General features: G+C 42.2%; 10 protein-coding genes. 5 read left to right on the forward strand and 5 right to left on the reverse strand.

Annotated features, from left to right (window positions below; translation table 11 throughout):
* Positions 1-20: 20 nt before the first annotated feature.
* The 5 genes from serS to lrp all read right to left on the reverse strand — a co-directional run bounded on the left by serS (position 21) and on the right by lrp (position 7,732).
* Positions 21-1,328, reverse strand: coding sequence for a serine--tRNA ligase (gene serS / locus Q7657_RS18750; protein ID WP_008987513.1), 1,308 nt, complete (start codon positions 1,326-1,328; stop codon positions 21-23).
* Between the two features lie 129 nt (positions 1,329-1,457).
* Complete coding sequence (locus Q7657_RS18755) at positions 1,458-2,798, reverse strand: replication-associated recombination protein A (protein WP_061013327.1); 1,341 nt, start codon at positions 2,796-2,798, stop codon at positions 1,458-1,460.
* 104 nt (positions 2,799-2,902) lie between these two features.
* A complete protein-coding gene (gene lolA, locus Q7657_RS18760; protein WP_498827406.1) occupies positions 2,903-3,517 on the reverse strand; it encodes an outer membrane lipoprotein periplasmic chaperone LolA in 615 nt (204 codons plus the stop codon).
* Positions 3,518-3,618: 101 nt separating this feature from the next.
* Positions 3,619-6,795 carry a DNA translocase FtsK 4TM domain-containing protein gene (locus tag Q7657_RS18765; RefSeq protein WP_107165359.1) on the reverse strand — a complete coding sequence of 1,059 codons (3,177 nt, stop codon included), beginning with the start codon at positions 6,793-6,795 and terminating at the stop codon, positions 3,619-3,621.
* Positions 6,796-7,237: 442 nt separating this feature from the next.
* A complete protein-coding gene (gene lrp, locus Q7657_RS18770; RefSeq protein WP_005368765.1) occupies positions 7,238-7,732 on the reverse strand; it encodes a leucine-responsive transcriptional regulator Lrp in 495 nt (164 codons plus the stop codon).
* 878 nt (positions 7,733-8,610) lie between these two features.
* Between lrp and trxB the strand changes: the two genes are divergently transcribed.
* From trxB to Q7657_RS18795, 5 genes are all read left to right on the forward strand, one after another.
* Positions 8,611-9,564 (forward strand): thioredoxin-disulfide reductase, encoded by a 954-nt coding sequence (trxB, locus tag Q7657_RS18775; RefSeq protein WP_053986913.1) that lies wholly within the window; start codon positions 8,611-8,613, stop codon positions 9,562-9,564.
* A 114-nt stretch (positions 9,565-9,678) separates the two neighbouring features.
* Entirely contained in the window at positions 9,679-11,451 is a 1,773-nt protein-coding gene (gene cydD / locus Q7657_RS18780; RefSeq protein ID WP_107165360.1) for a heme ABC transporter permease/ATP-binding protein CydD, read from the forward strand.
* Positions 11,444-13,165, forward strand: a complete 1,722-nt coding sequence (cydC, locus tag Q7657_RS18785; RefSeq protein ID WP_107165361.1) for a heme ABC transporter ATP-binding protein/permease CydC — start codon at positions 11,444-11,446, stop codon at positions 13,163-13,165. The genes cydD and cydC overlap by 8 nt, the downstream gene beginning before the upstream one ends.
* A gap of 116 nt (positions 13,166-13,281) precedes the next feature.
* Positions 13,282-13,995 (forward strand): leucyl/phenylalanyl-tRNA--protein transferase, encoded by a 714-nt coding sequence (aat, locus tag Q7657_RS18790; protein ID WP_107165362.1) that lies wholly within the window; start codon positions 13,282-13,284, stop codon positions 13,993-13,995.
* A 2-nt stretch (positions 13,996-13,997) separates the two neighbouring features.
* Positions 13,998-14,687 (forward strand): arginyltransferase, encoded by a 690-nt coding sequence (locus Q7657_RS18795; protein WP_053986917.1) that lies wholly within the window; start codon positions 13,998-14,000, stop codon positions 14,685-14,687.
* The last annotated feature ends 132 nt before the right edge of the window (positions 14,688-14,819 follow it).

Here is a 14,819-nt window from a genome sequence, read left to right on the forward strand (position 1 = left end):
TTCAAACAACAAATCAGAAATTAACCGATGTGTGTCATACCGTTCATGTACTTACGTAGCACTTCAGGAATTTCAATACGACCGTCAGCTTGCTGGTTGTTTTCTAGGATAGCAACCATTGTACGACCAACTGCAAGACCAGAACCGTTTAGTGTGTGTAGAAGCTCAGGCTTCTTCTCACCCTTACGGCGGAAACGCGCTTGCATACGACGTGCTTGGAAATCCCACATGTTAGAACAAGAAGAGATTTCACGGTAAGTCTCTTGAGCAGGAACCCATACTTCAAGATCGTAAGTTTTGCATGAACCAAAGCCCATATCACCAGTACAAAGAACTACTTTACGGTATGGAAGCTCTAGCAGCTGAAGTACTTTCTCAGCGTGGCCTGTTAGCTCTTCTAGTGCAGCCATTGAATCTTCAGGCTTAGTGATTTGAACAAGCTCAACTTTGTCGAACTGGTGCATACGGATAAGACCACGTGTGTCACGACCGTAAGAACCAGCTTCCGAACGGAAACATGGTGTATGTGCAGTCATCTTCACTGGAAGATCAGCTTCATCAGTGATGGTGTCACGCATCATGTTTGTTACAGGCACTTCTGCTGTTGGAATTAATGAAAGCGTACGTGGCTCTTCATCATTCACTTTTTCAGTTAGTGGCTGAGTGTGGAATAGATCTTCACCAAATTTTGGTAGCTGACCTGTACCGAATAGGCTGTCTGCATTTACTAGGTACGGTACGTACATTTCTGTGTAACCGTGCTCTTCAGTGTGAAGATCTAGCATAAACTGTGCAATTGCACGGTGTAGACGAGCAAATTGACCTTTCATTACGATGAAGCGTGCGCCAGTGATTTTTACAGCACTTGCAAAGTCAAGGCCACCAGCCATTTCACCTAGATCTACGTGATCTTTCACTTCGAAGTCGTAAGTTTTTGGCTCACCCCAACGAGAAATTTCTACGTTCTCTGACTCATCTTTACCTACTGGCACAGAATCATCTGGAATGTTTGGTACAGATTGAGTGATAACATCCAATTCTGCTTGTAGTTCAGCCAACGCTTTTTTCGCTTCATCAAGCTCAGAACCTAGGTTACCCACTTCAGCCATGATACGTTCAGCTTCTTCGTGATCGCCTTTCGCTTTTGCCTGACCAATCGACTTCGATCGCGAGTTACGTAGAGCTTGAAGCTCTTCTGTCTTAACCTGAAGGGACTTACGCTTCTCTTCAAGGTTACGTAAAGTTTCAACATCAAGGGTAAAACCACGACGCGCGAGTTTTTCAGCTGTTTCATCCAGCTCTGTTCGAAGTAATTTAGAATCTAGCATGCTAATCCTGTGCTCTTAATATTCTGAAATGCACGTTATTTAGGCTATTTTAGTGAAAATAGCCTGTAATGTAGGAAGGCAGTTCTCTCATGTCACTGCCAGTGGTTTAACGATACCCAAAAAGCCTTATTATTGGTAGCGCTTTAACGGGCTTTTTGCATCTAAAGAAGCAAGATAATCCAACTTTTCGGATATTTTCATTTCTAAACCACGGTTTGACGGCTGGTAATAAACCCTATCGCGTATTTCTTGCGGTAAATACACTTCTCCTGCCGCATAGGCACCAGGCTCATCGTGAGCATAACGATAGCCTTCACCGTAACCAAGCTCTTTCATTAGCTTAGTTGGTGCATTACGCAGGTGATGCGGCACTTCAAAGTCAGGAAATTCACGTGCGTCAGCTTTAGCTTGATTAAACGCCACATAAACCGCATTACTTTTAGCAGCACAAGCTAAGTACACAATCGCTTGAGCAATGGCACGCTCTCCTTCGTAAGCACCAACACGGGTATAACAATCCCATGCAGATACAGCGACTTGCATTGCACGAGGATCGGCATTACCAATATCTTCTGAAGCTATCGCCAACAAACGACGTGCGACGTACAAAGGATCACAGCCAGCTTGCAGCATACGAGCAAACCAATACAAAGCACCATCCGGGTTAGAGCCTCGAATTGATTTATGTACCGCAGAGATCATGTCGTACCAAAGATCACCTTTGTTATCAAAACGTGCAACTTTTTCACCCGTCACTTCTGCTAATAATTCAACCGTGATTTGCTTAACGCCTTTGTCATCTTCTTCAGCCATATCAATGAGCTGCTCCAGATAATTTAAAGACATTCGCGCATCACCACGGACAAACTCCGCTAGCTTTTCTTTAATATCATCAACGAAGTGCAAGTTTGTTTCCGTCACACCGCGTTCTTTATCAGTGAGTGCTTGCTCTAACACTTGCAAGATCTCGCTATCTTCTAGCGATTTAAGTTTATAAACACGAGCACGGGACAACAATGCGTTATTTAGTTCAAACGATGGGTTCTCTGTCGTAGCACCGATAAACGTCACAGTGCCATCTTCGATATGAGGTAAGAAGGCATCTTGCTGACTTTTATTAAAGCGATGCACCTCGTCGACAAACAAAATTGTACGACGCCCTGCCATTTTGTTATCACGCGCTTTATCAATTGCTGCACGGATATCTTTAATACCAGATGTCACGGCAGAAACACGCTCTACCTCAGCATTGGCATAATGTGCCGCCACTTCTGCCAATGTGGTTTTTCCTGTCCCTGGTGGTCCCCATAAAATCATGGAGTGTAAATGACCGGCTTCTAGTGCCCGACGCAGAGGTTTTCCTTCACCTAAGATATGTTGTTGACCGATATATTCTTCTACTGTTCGAGGTCGCATTCTTGCTGCTAGCGGTCTGAAATCAGAAGAAAAATCAAGGCTGAAGTTATTCAAAATAACGACTCCCATAAACAGAAAAAGGTGGCTATACAGCCACCTATTATATTCGAATGAAACAATGATGTTAGGCGAAAAGTATTTGCCTATTCATTGATTGATCATTGTCGCTGATCATCCAGCTCAACCCCTTTCGGAGGTGTGAACTTAAACAAACTTGCCGCAGGTGTCGTGCGGGTAAATTTAGATAAAGTATAGTTACTACGTTGACCATCACTTTCAACCACAGAGAAGTTACGTACCTGTCCATCTTGAGAAACAGTCACGATAAACTTGTCCATTGAAGACGTTTTATCTTTTGGTGTCAGAGTGAAAGTATCAGCAAGTTGCTGAACATTGTAGCGAGCCCAATCTTTAGGGCTATTTCTTGTTAATAGAACAAATGGCGTTTGCTCTGTAGCATCTTTTAACCACATCGCTGTCACTTGTTCAACAAATGGACTGAAATACCAAACCGTTTTACCGTCAGATACTAATAAACTTTCATCAGGTGTTTTGGTATCCCAACGAAATAGGTTTGGACGTTTAATCGATAAATCACCAGTGCCATCAACCAGTGTTTCACCATCAGGACTGATCACTTTTTGGGTAAAGTTAGCGCTAAATGCATTCACTTTATCAAGGCGGCTACTCAATGCTTGTTCTGGTGTTGCCCAAGCATTGGCTGTTGCCAACATAGATACGGCAACTAACATACTTAGCCATAACTTCTTCATCATATTCGCTAACCTCTATTAAAGTAAACCGCCGAACATAAATGTTACAGCGGTTTAAGTTACGCTATAAATTCACTAACAACAAGTTGTCGGTGATTTCATTAATCATGGATCTGTACTGGCGCTGGCGCTAATACTTCTCGGTTTGAGTTATGCCCCGGAGGACTAACAATACCATGTGCTTCTAATTGCTCGACAATACGAGCAGCGCGGTTATAACCAATCTTAAAGCGACGTTGAACACCTGATACTGATGCTCGACGTGTTTCCGTAACAAACGCTGCTACTTCATCAAACAATTGGTCAATATCGTCATCACCACCTGTCGATGTTTCACCAGGGAGTAAACTTTCTGCACCTTGATCAGAGCTTAAGATACTATCGATATATTGTGGCTTGCCACGTGCTTTCCAATCGTTAACCACATTATGAACATCATCATCTGATGCAAATGCACCGTGAACACGTGTGGTGTGACTTTGACCCGGTGGAAGATACAACATATCACCCATACCCAGTAGTGACTCTGCACCACCTTGGTCAAGAATGGTTCGTGAATCCGTCTTGGTTGACACAGTAAACGCCATACGTGTTGGAATGTTTGCTTTGATCAAACCAGTGATAACATCTACTGATGGACGCTGAGTCGCAAGAACTAAGTGAATACCTGCCGCACGTGCTTTCTGTGCCAGACGAGCAATCAACTCTTCGACTTTCTTACCTACAACCATCATCAAATCAGCAAATTCATCGATGATCACCACAATACTTGGCATTTTTTCCAGTAATGGTGGGTACTCATCCATGGTATCGCCTGGTTGCCATAATGGATCATGGATAGGGTAACCTGCCGCCGCTGCTTCCTCTAATTTATCGTTGAAGCCCGCTAGGTTACGTACGCCACATTTCGCCATTAGCTTATAACGACGTTCCATTTCACCAACACACCAACGTAGGGCATTACCTGCATCTTTCATGTCAGTAACAACTTCAGTCAGTAGGTGCGGAATACCTTCATAAATTGAAAGCTCCAACATTTTCGGGTCAATCATAATAAAACGACAATCTTCTGGCTTACACTTATATAGCAAGCTCAAAATCATTACGTTTACACCCACTGACTTACCAGAGCCTGTCGTACCTGCAACCAATAAGTGTGGCATTTTACTTAAGTCAGCAACAACAGCTTCACCAGCAATATCACTACCTAATACAATTGGTAGTGAACCATTCATATTCTGGAAACGATCACTTGCAATCACTTCTGATAAATAAACCGTCTCACGGCCTTTATTTGGCAGCTCTAAACCAATGTATGGCTTACCAGGGATCGCTTCTACTACACGTACAGCCATCACTGATAGTGCGCGAGCCAAGTCTTTTGATAGACCAGAAATACGGCTAACTTTCACACCCGGCGCTAAATCTAATTCAAAGCGGGTAATAACCGGCCCCGGATAGATCCCTTTCACCTGCGCTTTAATTTTGTAATCAACTAACTTAGATTCAATTAACGCAGCTGTCGCTTGCAACTCTTCCTCAGAAGCAGGTTCGACTGTACGACGAGCTTCTTGAAGTAAGTCTAATGTCGGCATTGGTGATGTTGGCGCAGGAAGATCAACTTCTGTTTGCATTAAAAATGGATTATCTAATCCAGCCAAGTGTGCTTGTTCTTTTTGTAGATCACGAATGTTTTGTAAAAAGGCTTCTTGATCTGCTTTCTCTTGCTCTTCTGCTGTTAATGGTGCTTCACCACGCTCAAGTTCAGACATACCGTCTTGAACACCAATTTCAATATCACTACCTGGTGTAGGTTGAGCTGCAAATGATTGTGTGATTGTAGGTTCAACTACAGCTGGCTGTACGGCTTCTGCAGCAGCTATAGCACTTTGTTGAGGCGCATAAGCTTGTGGTGAAACCGTAGGTTCAGCAGCATCAATCGCACTTTGCGTGTACTCATCAACAGGAACGGTGAAGTCTTCATCTTTATCTAACTCACGCTCTAGCTCTTCAATAGAAAGTCCACGAGGTTGTTGAGCTGATACTTGAGATTGTGGTTGAGCCACAGGCTGTTGTACTTCTGCTTGTGGCTGTACCACTGGCTGAGATACCACAGGTTGTTGTACCGCTGCTTGTGGTTGTGCTACAGGCTGAGTTACCACAGGTTGTTGAACTGCCGCTTGTGGCTGTGTCACTGGCTGAGATACTACAGGCTGTTGTACCGCTGCTTGTGGTTGTGCCACTGGTTGAGATACTACAGGTTGTTGAACTGCCGCTTGTGGTTGTGCAACAGGCTGAGATACTACAGGTTGTTGTACCGCTGCTTGTGGTTGTGCCACTGATTGAGATACTACAGGTTGTTGTACCGCTGCTTGTGGTTGTGCCACTGGCTGAGTTTCCACAGGTTGCTGAACTGCCGCTTGTGGTTGCGCCACTGGTTGAGATCCCACAGGCTCCACTGCCGGTTCAACAATAGGGCTTGGCTCTAATAATGGATCGCGTGTGATCGCTGAGTTAGCACGAACAATTTTATAAGGCGATGACGGCTCTTTTTTCTCTACAGATGTGAAGTCATCAGCGTAAGAAGATAATAATGGATCGTCCCCTGCATCAAACTCATCTAATTGAGCGATATAAGGCATTTCAGATTCATCAGGGATTTCTGTTGCAAAAGGTCGCATCACCTCATGCTTATCTGAACGGAATTTATTTAAGAACCACGTTAATGATGAAAGCGTCTTCTCACCCAATGTATCTGCAATAGATGTCCAAGAAACACCAGAGAATAATGTAAAGCCAATCGCCCAAATTGCCATTAACACTAACGTGGTACCTAGTACATTCAATAACGGCATAGAGATATTTGACACTACATCCCCTACTACACCGCCTGATGAGAAGTACCAAATATCATCAAAGTTTAGATCGGCAAGGCCACAGCTAGTCAGTAACAATAAAATGAGACCTAACAGACGCGTACCGTAAACCATGTAGTCATGGGATAAACTTTTTGAGCGTCGACGGAATAAGTAAGTACCTAGTAATACAATTAAGGCAGGAAAAACATAAGCTAAAGAGCCAAAGCTGAAGAAAAATGTATCAGCAACTAAAGCGCCTAATGCGCCAGCTTTATTCTGTACAACTCCATCCCATGCAGTTTGTGACCATGATGGATCTGCAGGGTTAAATGTTACCAATGCCACCATTAGATAAATAGCGGCTAAAATACTGATGATTAAAAAACCTTCAATGATGCGTTGTGTACCTGACAAACGCATCTGGGACAGTTTTTTACCTTTAATCTTCCTCAAGGATAACTCCGATGTCTCTATAAAAACTCAAAAACTTGCCAGAAATCTAAGACATTCATCGACCAATAGTAATCTTCATAACCAAATGCGCTATAAAGCTTAGCCAAATATCAAAAATACAATGTCATTGTCTCAATGCCACTATTCTATACTAATTGCGCACATTGTCTGTGTACCGAAAAACTTTTTAGTGAAAAAGTTGCCTATTTCTCCACAATGGCTAGGTACAAATAGTTCATATCAAAATCTTATTTTAGACGGTGAATAGATAAAAAAATTCATCATTATGTCAATTTGAATAACCGTTTGCCCAATTAAACAACAGTACGTAAGCGTTTTGATTTAATAAAAACAAAACGAGCGGCCATAGCCGCTCGTTTATTCAGTTATTTCAACGCTTCGCAGTCGCTTATCGTGTTTTAATAACGAGATTATTTGATTGTTTCACTTCTTCCATTACCACGTAAGTACGTGTGTCATTTACACCCGGTAGGCGAAGTAACGTTTCACCTAGTAACTTACGGTATGCAGACATGTCAGATACACGTGTCTTCAACAAGTAGTCAAAATCACCAGAAACTAGATGACACTCTTGAATATCTTCTAGCTCTTGTACTGATTTATTAAACTGCTCAAATACATCAGGCGCACCGCGGTTTAGTGTAATTTCAACAAACACTAAAAGTGAGGCATCAAGAAATTGTGGATTCAGAAGTGCTGTATAGCCACTAATGTAGCCCTGACGCTCTAGTCGACGAACACGCTCAAGACAAGGTGTTGGCGATAAACCAACACGCTTAGACAGTTCAACGTTAGAAATTCGACCATCTTTTTGAAGTTCATTCAGTATGTTACGGTCAATGCGATCCAATTCCTTGGACGGTTTCTTTTTGGTATCTACCATTTTTTATTCCACCTTCTTACTTCCTTGCAAAAAAATATACTACATTCTATCTATTTTTAGAATCAAATACTGAATAAGTCAAAAACAATAGTAATAAACTACAGCTAATAACTTATATCCGGCCAAATGCTCACTTGCGCAATCAACTACACTATAAAGATGATCATGCTACAGATGTCCCCTACACAGGCCTAGCATCCTGCCAAAACACATTAGAATTTAACTCTAAAAATGAATACTTATCATTTCCTCACAATACAAAATAAAGTGAGGTTTTAAATGCAGTTATAGAAATTTTTACCAGATAAGAAATGATTGTCAAAGTAAAACCTTAGTAAATAAGGTAATAATCACGACGAAAATGTGCTTAAAACTCATTAATCTTGTATCTTTAACTTCATATCATTGGCAACAAAGTGCGCTCATTTCGCATAAATAAGAGAATAAAAATGCATTAATTATGCTTTAAGCCATGACATACTCATTTTAGCCCTGTCAGCTGTGGATCATATTAAACATCAGAGTACAGCGTTAAACGCTAAAAGATCAGTATGTTACAAGTGGTTTGTCATTTTGTTTAAATCATTAACAACCGATTCTATGATTAACGACTACGTAGAAATGTAAAAATCAACATATATAAAAAGATGATCTGATTTTGCAAAATTAACCAATTAAGGCATTCATTATCTTTCGCTTTTTTTTGTGATGGATATAACATTTTATTTCTTAACTTATTTAATCCTGTTTTGTGATTTTTTGTTATATCTCAGGACGAATTGACAACAAGCTATTCTTAATTCGACTCTTCCTTTACGTCTGCAATTTACCTACAATCAATCTTCTATAACAATAATCTCATTCAGCCTGGAGAAGAAATGAGTAACGTAAAACATTGTAATCTACTCATCCTTGGTTCTGGTCCAGCAGGTTATACTGCTGCGGTTTATGCTGCACGTGCAAACTTAAATCCTGTGATGATCACAGGCATGCAGCAAGGTGGTCAATTAACCACAACAACAGAAGTTGAAAACTGGCCAGGTGATGCCGATGATCTAACCGGTCCTGCACTAATGGATCGCATGAAAGCTCACGCAGAAAAATTTAACACTGAAATTATCACTGATTACATTGTTGAAACCGACTTTAGCCAACGCCCTTTCCTGCTAAAAGGCGAAAACAGCACTTACACATGTGATGCATTAATTATCTCAACAGGCGCATCAGCAAAATATATCGGTTTAGAATCTGAAGAAGCATTCAAAGGTCGTGGTGTATCTGCTTGTGCAACGTGTGACGGTTTCTTCTACCGCAATCAAAAAGTTGCAGTTGTCGGTGGTGGTAATACCGCTGTTGAAGAAGCGCTTTACCTGTCTAACATTGCCTCTGAAGTTCACCTGATCCACCGTCGTGACACATTCCGTTCAGAGAAAATCCTTATTGATCGCCTAATGGATAAAGTGGCAAACGGTAATATCATCCTTCACACTGATCGCACACTTGATGAAGTGCTAGGTGATGATATGGGCGTGACAGCTCTTCGCTTAAAAGACACTAACTCTGACTCAACAGAAGAGTTAGAAGTAATGGGCGTATTTATTGCAATCGGCCACCAGCCAAACACTGCGATTTTCGACGGTCAATTAGACATGGAAAATGGCTACATCAAAGTACAATCAGGCTTAAACGGTAATGCAACACAAACAAGCATTGAAGGTATCTTCGCTGCTGGTGATGTGATGGATCATAACTACCGTCAAGCAATCACATCAGCAGGTACAGGTTGTATGGCTGCGCTAGATGCTGAACGTTACCTAGATGCAAAAAAATAAGTAATACCTCAAAACCGCGACCTTAGTGTTGCGGTTTGTTTATCTCATCGTTAAGTGATGCTCACCATTTAACGATGAGCGACCCACCGTTAACCCCCGTAATGAAACCCATATATGGATAAACAATTACAGCGTGATTTAACCAAGTGGCTTAAATCTCAAAGCAAGTTAGCTAAACGTTGGCTAATGCTCAGTGTCGGATTAGGCTTTGTGTCTGGTTTGCTACTGGTTGGTCAAGCAGCTTTACTTGCTAGCATTCTGCATCAATTAATCATCGAACACGCTGATAAATATTCTCTAATTAACCAATTTGTAGGCTTATTTATCATCATTGGTTTACGTGCGCTCTGTAGCTGGGGAAGAGAAATTTTCGGCTATCGTTGTGGTGAACAAATACGCTTACATATCCGTCAACTGATCTTAAATCGTCTACAAAGTTTAGGTCCGGCGTATATTAAAGGAAAACCAGCGGGTACATGGGCAAGCTTAGTGCTTGAGCAAGTGGAAGAGATGCAAGACTTCTTTGCTCGCTATCTGCCTCAAATGTCCCTATCAGTACTGATCCCTGTTGTTATCTTATTTGCTGTATTCCCGCTCAACTGGGCAGCCGGCCTTATATTTCTTCTTACCGCTCCGCTTGTACCACTATTTATGGCATTAGTTGGGTTAGGTGCGGCAGACGCAAACCGCCGTAACTTCAAGGCATTACAGCGTTTATCCGGTCATTTTTATGATCGTTTACAAGGCTTAAGTACACTGCGCTTATTTGACCGTGCAGAAGCTGAAGCAGAGAACCTGCATGCTGCTTCCCACGTATTGCGTAAACGTACGATGGAAGTCTTACGTTTAGCTTTCTTATCTTCTGCAGTTTTAGAGTTTTTCTCAGCTATTTCCGTTGCAATCGTGGCTGTTTACTTCGGTTTTGCATTCATTGGTGAGCTAAACTTCGGTAACTATGGCATTCCAATTAGCTTATTTACTGGTTTGTTTATTCTGGTTCTTGCCCCTGAGTTTTACCAACCACTGCGAGATCTCGGTACGTTTTACCACGCTAAGGCACAAGCTATTGGTGCGGCAGAATCCATCGTTGAGTTTCTAAATATTGAAGCAGACGAAATGACGGATGGTTCAAAAGCATTAGCAAACCCTGAGAAAATTCACATCTCGGTTACCGATTTAGAAGTCCTCAGCCCTGAAGGTCAAAAATTGGCAGGCCCTCTAACGTTCGATATCAATGCCAATGAGCATGTGGCGTTAGTTGGCCCAAGTGGTGCAGGCAAAACCAGTTTGTTAAACGCATTACTGGGTTTCCTCCCCTACCGAGGCAGCATCAAAGTTAACGGTGTGGAATTAAAAGAGCTTAATCACAGTGAATGGCGTCAAGCGATCAGCTGGGTAGGCCAAAACCCGTTACTTGTACACGGTACGATTTACGACAACATCACATTAGGCAATCCACTCGCAGAGCAAACGCAAGTCACTCAAGTTGCTAAAGAAGCGTACGCTAATGAATTCATTAATCGCTTAGAAAAAGGCTATCAACATCATGTTGGTGATCGTTCTGGTGGTTTGTCCGTAGGTCAAGCGCAGCGAATTGCGGTTGCTCGCGCCATGTTACAGCAAGGCGCATTTTGGATTTTAGACGAGCCAACAGCCAGCCTTGATGCAAACAGTGAACGTTTAGTGCTTGAAAGTCTTAGTCGTGCTGTTCAACAACACACCACATTAATGGTTAGCCACCGTTTAGATCAGCTTCATGCCATGGATCGCGTTCTTGTGATGGAAAATGGTAAGCTGGTGCAAAATGGTGCATTTGCCGAAATCAGTCAACATGGTCTTTTAGCCGATATGCTAAGCCACACAGATAAGAGGGATCTCGATGCGTGATTTAATCCCTTACCTAAAGCTTTACCGTAAACACTGGTTTGGCTTAACGCTGGGTATGATTTTAGGCTTAGCAACAATCCTTGCAGCTATCAGCCTATTAACCCTATCCGGTTGGTTTATTGCTGCTTCTGCCGTTGCTGGTTTAACTATCGCCCGAGAAACATTTAACTACATGCTGCCAGGTGCTGGTGTGCGTGGTTTCTCTATGGCACGTACTGCGGGTCGTTGGGGTGAGCGTGTTGTTAGCCATAACGCAACTTTCAAGTTACTCGCTGATCTGCGTTTATTCTTCTTTAGAAAACTAACACCACTTATTCCGGGACGTCAAACTAACCTACGTGATGCGGATTTGCTTAACCGCTTAGTCGCAGATGTTGACGCAATGGATCACATCTATCTACGACTGGTTAGCCCATTAGTCATTGGCGTATTAGGTATTGCAGCAATCACCGCGTTTCTCGCTTGGTTTGCTCCCACTATTGGTTTTACCTTAGGTGGTATTCTATTAGTGTTAATGATTGTTTTGCCTATTATTTTTTACCGTTTAGGTAAACGTAATGGTGAACAACTCACATTTGCTAAAGCGAACTACCGTGTAAAACTGCTTGATTGGCTGCAAGGGCACGCAGAGCTATTACTGTTTAATGCTGAATCACGTTACCGCCAACAAGCAGAAGCAGAGCAAGATCAACTGCTTGCTGCGCAACGTAAAATGGCGAGTTTAACTGGTCTCGCTAACGGCATTTTAATGGCTGCAACAGGCTGGACGTTGGTGGTGATTCTATGGATTGCCGCTGATGGTATTGGTGGTCATGCGCCAGATCCGTTTGTTGCTATGGTTGCGTTTGCCACAATGGCGAGTTTTGAGATGATGATGCCTGTGGCAGGTGCTTTCCAATATTTAGGTCAAACCTTAACATCAGCAAAACGCCTAAATGAAATCATTGAAGCGACACCTGATACGGTCTTTGATCCAAACGGTTATCATGGTGATGCACAAGGTGAGCTGAAGCTCGAAAATGTCAGCTATACCTACTATGGTAGTACTCAAGCTGTTGTTAAAGACATCTCTATCGATTTGAAACAAGGCGAGAAACTCGCTCTATTAGGTCGTACGGGGTGTGGTAAATCGACACTATTACAACTGATTACTCGTAGCTGGGATCCTCAACAAGGACACATTCTGCTAGATGGTAAGCCGCTACCAGAGTGGAGTGAAGCTTCACTGCGTAAAGCGATTACTGTAGTTAGCCAGCGTGTTGATATCTTCAACGGCTCATTACGTGAAAACCTCATATTGGCAAAACCTAATGGTACAGATGCTGAATTTACCGAAGCGTTAATTCAAGTTGGCTTATCTGCATTACTTGAAGATAAAGGCTTAGATACATGGTTAGGTAACGGTGGTCGTCAGATCTCCGGAGGTGAACGTCGTCGTTTAGGTATTGCTCGTGCTCTACTGCATAATGCACCTATCCTACTCATGGATGAACCAACCGAAGGACTTGATCGCCGTACCGAGCAGCAAATCCTATCGCTACTGTTAGAACACGCTAAAGATAAAACAGTCTTGTTTATCACTCACCGTTTAGTGGGTCTCGATCAAATGGATCAAATCTGCTTAATGGATGAAGGTGAGATCATCGAGCGTGGTAAGCATCAAGTATTACTAGCCCAACAAGGGCGTTACGCTGAATTGTGTAATCGCATTTAATAGCAATCACTCTTCAAAGGCGATACCTCTGTATCGCCTTTTTATTTATCTTATTCTCTATATTGCTAACAACTAGCTTATAATTTCTAAAGATTTACTAATATTATCAGTGCTGTATGACTATCTATTTACCAGAAATTGATACTGACTCTTATCAATTCCCTCACCCTAGCAACGCACTTGCAGAGCCAAACGGGTTGCTCGCAATGGGTGGTGATCTCAGCCCTCTGCGACTGCATAATGCCTACCGTGAAGGGATCTTCCCTTGGTTTTCAGAAGGTGAACCTCTGTTATGGTGGAGCCCAACACCACGCGGCGTTTTTCACCCAAGCACTTTTAAACCAAGTAAAAGCCTACGTAAATTTTTCAAAAAATCAGGCTATAAAATCACAATCAACCAGGCCTGCCACGATGTTATCCGTCACTGTGCCAGTTGCCGAGGTCCTGAGCAAACGTGGATAACTGAAGAGATGATCACAGCCTATCAGACATTGCATGACTTAGGTTTTTGCCATTCTGTCGAAGTTTGGGCTGATAACGAGCTTGTCGGTGGTTTTTATGGGATTGAAGTGGGAACAATCTTCTGTGGTGAATCAATGTTTTCACTCGCTGATAACGCCTCTAAAATTGCGTTATGGCAGTTTTGTCGTTACTTCACACAGCAAGGTGGCACATTAATTGATTGTCAGATGATGAACCCACACCTTGAATCATTAGGAGCTGAAACTCTTGAACGAAATGCTTTTCTTCAGCATTTATATCAACAACGAGACATTGCACTAGCAAGCCATACCTATCAATCTCAACCAATACCAGTAGCACAGGCATAGTAATGAATCAGTTATCTTTACAAGTTGGCTTAACACCTGAATCTGAATGCAGTTACTTACCTGATGAAAAAGAGCAATTAGGTGTTGTGATAGATCCTCAATGGCTATCGCCAGAAGGCTATAAAGTACTAATTACGTCAGGCTATCGTCGGAGTGGTCGCGCTATTTACAAACCTATGTGTAATGCATGCTCAGCATGTACCCCATTACGTATTGATTGTCCGGCATTCGTTCCTTCACGTAGCCAGAAAAGACAATTAGCACAAATGCGTAAATTACGCTGGGAATTTAAGACAGAGCTTGATGATAATTGGTTTGAATTATACGAAAAGTATATCCGTATTCGTCACTCGACAGGCTCGATGTATCCAGCCAATAAAGAACAGTTTTTTGATTTTGTCACCGCCCCTTGGATGGCTACGGCTTTCTTGCATGTTTATGAAAATGAAAAACTTATAGCTGTTGCAGTGACTGACGTATTTGCTGATGCACTGAGTGCTGTTTATAGTTTTTTTGAACCAGAGCACCCATTGTCACTTGGCACTTTATGTGTGTTATTCCAAATTGAATTTTGCCGACAATCAAACCGACAGTGGCTCTATCCGGGATATCAAATAGATGCTTGTAAAGCGATGAACTATAAAACGCGTTTTGCTCCTCACCAAAAGCTTATAGGCGGTATTTGGCAATAGTTTGCTTAAATCTAAAGCAATGAAAAAACAAACAAGACAGCTTGATGTTAATTTAACTAGAAAATGCGTATTAATCGCGAACAAAAGCTGACAAAGACAACTGGCAAGGGTAAAATTACGTCCTAAACTTTA

Origin of the sequence: Candidatus Photobacterium acropomis, assembly GCF_030685555.1 — a bacterium.
Lineage (GTDB): Bacteria > Pseudomonadota > Gammaproteobacteria > Enterobacterales > Vibrionaceae > Photobacterium > Photobacterium lucens.

Bases quoted from the DNA above. Each gene is read 5' to 3' on its own strand.
- serS (WP_008987513.1), bottom strand. From the start codon at position 1,328: ATGCTAGATTCTAAATTACTTCGAACAGAGCTGGATGAAACAGCTGAA.
- lolA (WP_498827406.1), bottom strand. From the start codon at position 3,517: ATGAAGAAGTTATGGCTAAGTATGTTAGTTGCCGTATCTATGTTGGCA.
- Q7657_RS18765 (WP_107165359.1), bottom strand. From the start codon at position 6,795: ATGCGTTTGTCAGGTACACAACGCATCATTGAAGGTTTTTTAATCATC.
- lrp (WP_005368765.1), bottom strand. From the start codon at position 7,732: ATGGTAGATACCAAAAAGAAACCGTCCAAGGAATTGGATCGCATTGAC.
- trxB (WP_053986913.1), top strand. From the start codon at position 8,611: ATGAGTAACGTAAAACATTGTAATCTACTCATCCTTGGTTCTGGTCCA.
- cydD (WP_107165360.1), top strand. From the start codon at position 9,679: ATGGATAAACAATTACAGCGTGATTTAACCAAGTGGCTTAAATCTCAA.
- cydC (WP_107165361.1), top strand. From the start codon at position 11,444: ATGCGTGATTTAATCCCTTACCTAAAGCTTTACCGTAAACACTGGTTT.
- aat (WP_107165362.1), top strand. From the start codon at position 13,282: ATGACTATCTATTTACCAGAAATTGATACTGACTCTTATCAATTCCCT.
- Q7657_RS18795 (WP_053986917.1), top strand. From the start codon at position 13,998: ATGAATCAGTTATCTTTACAAGTTGGCTTAACACCTGAATCTGAATGC.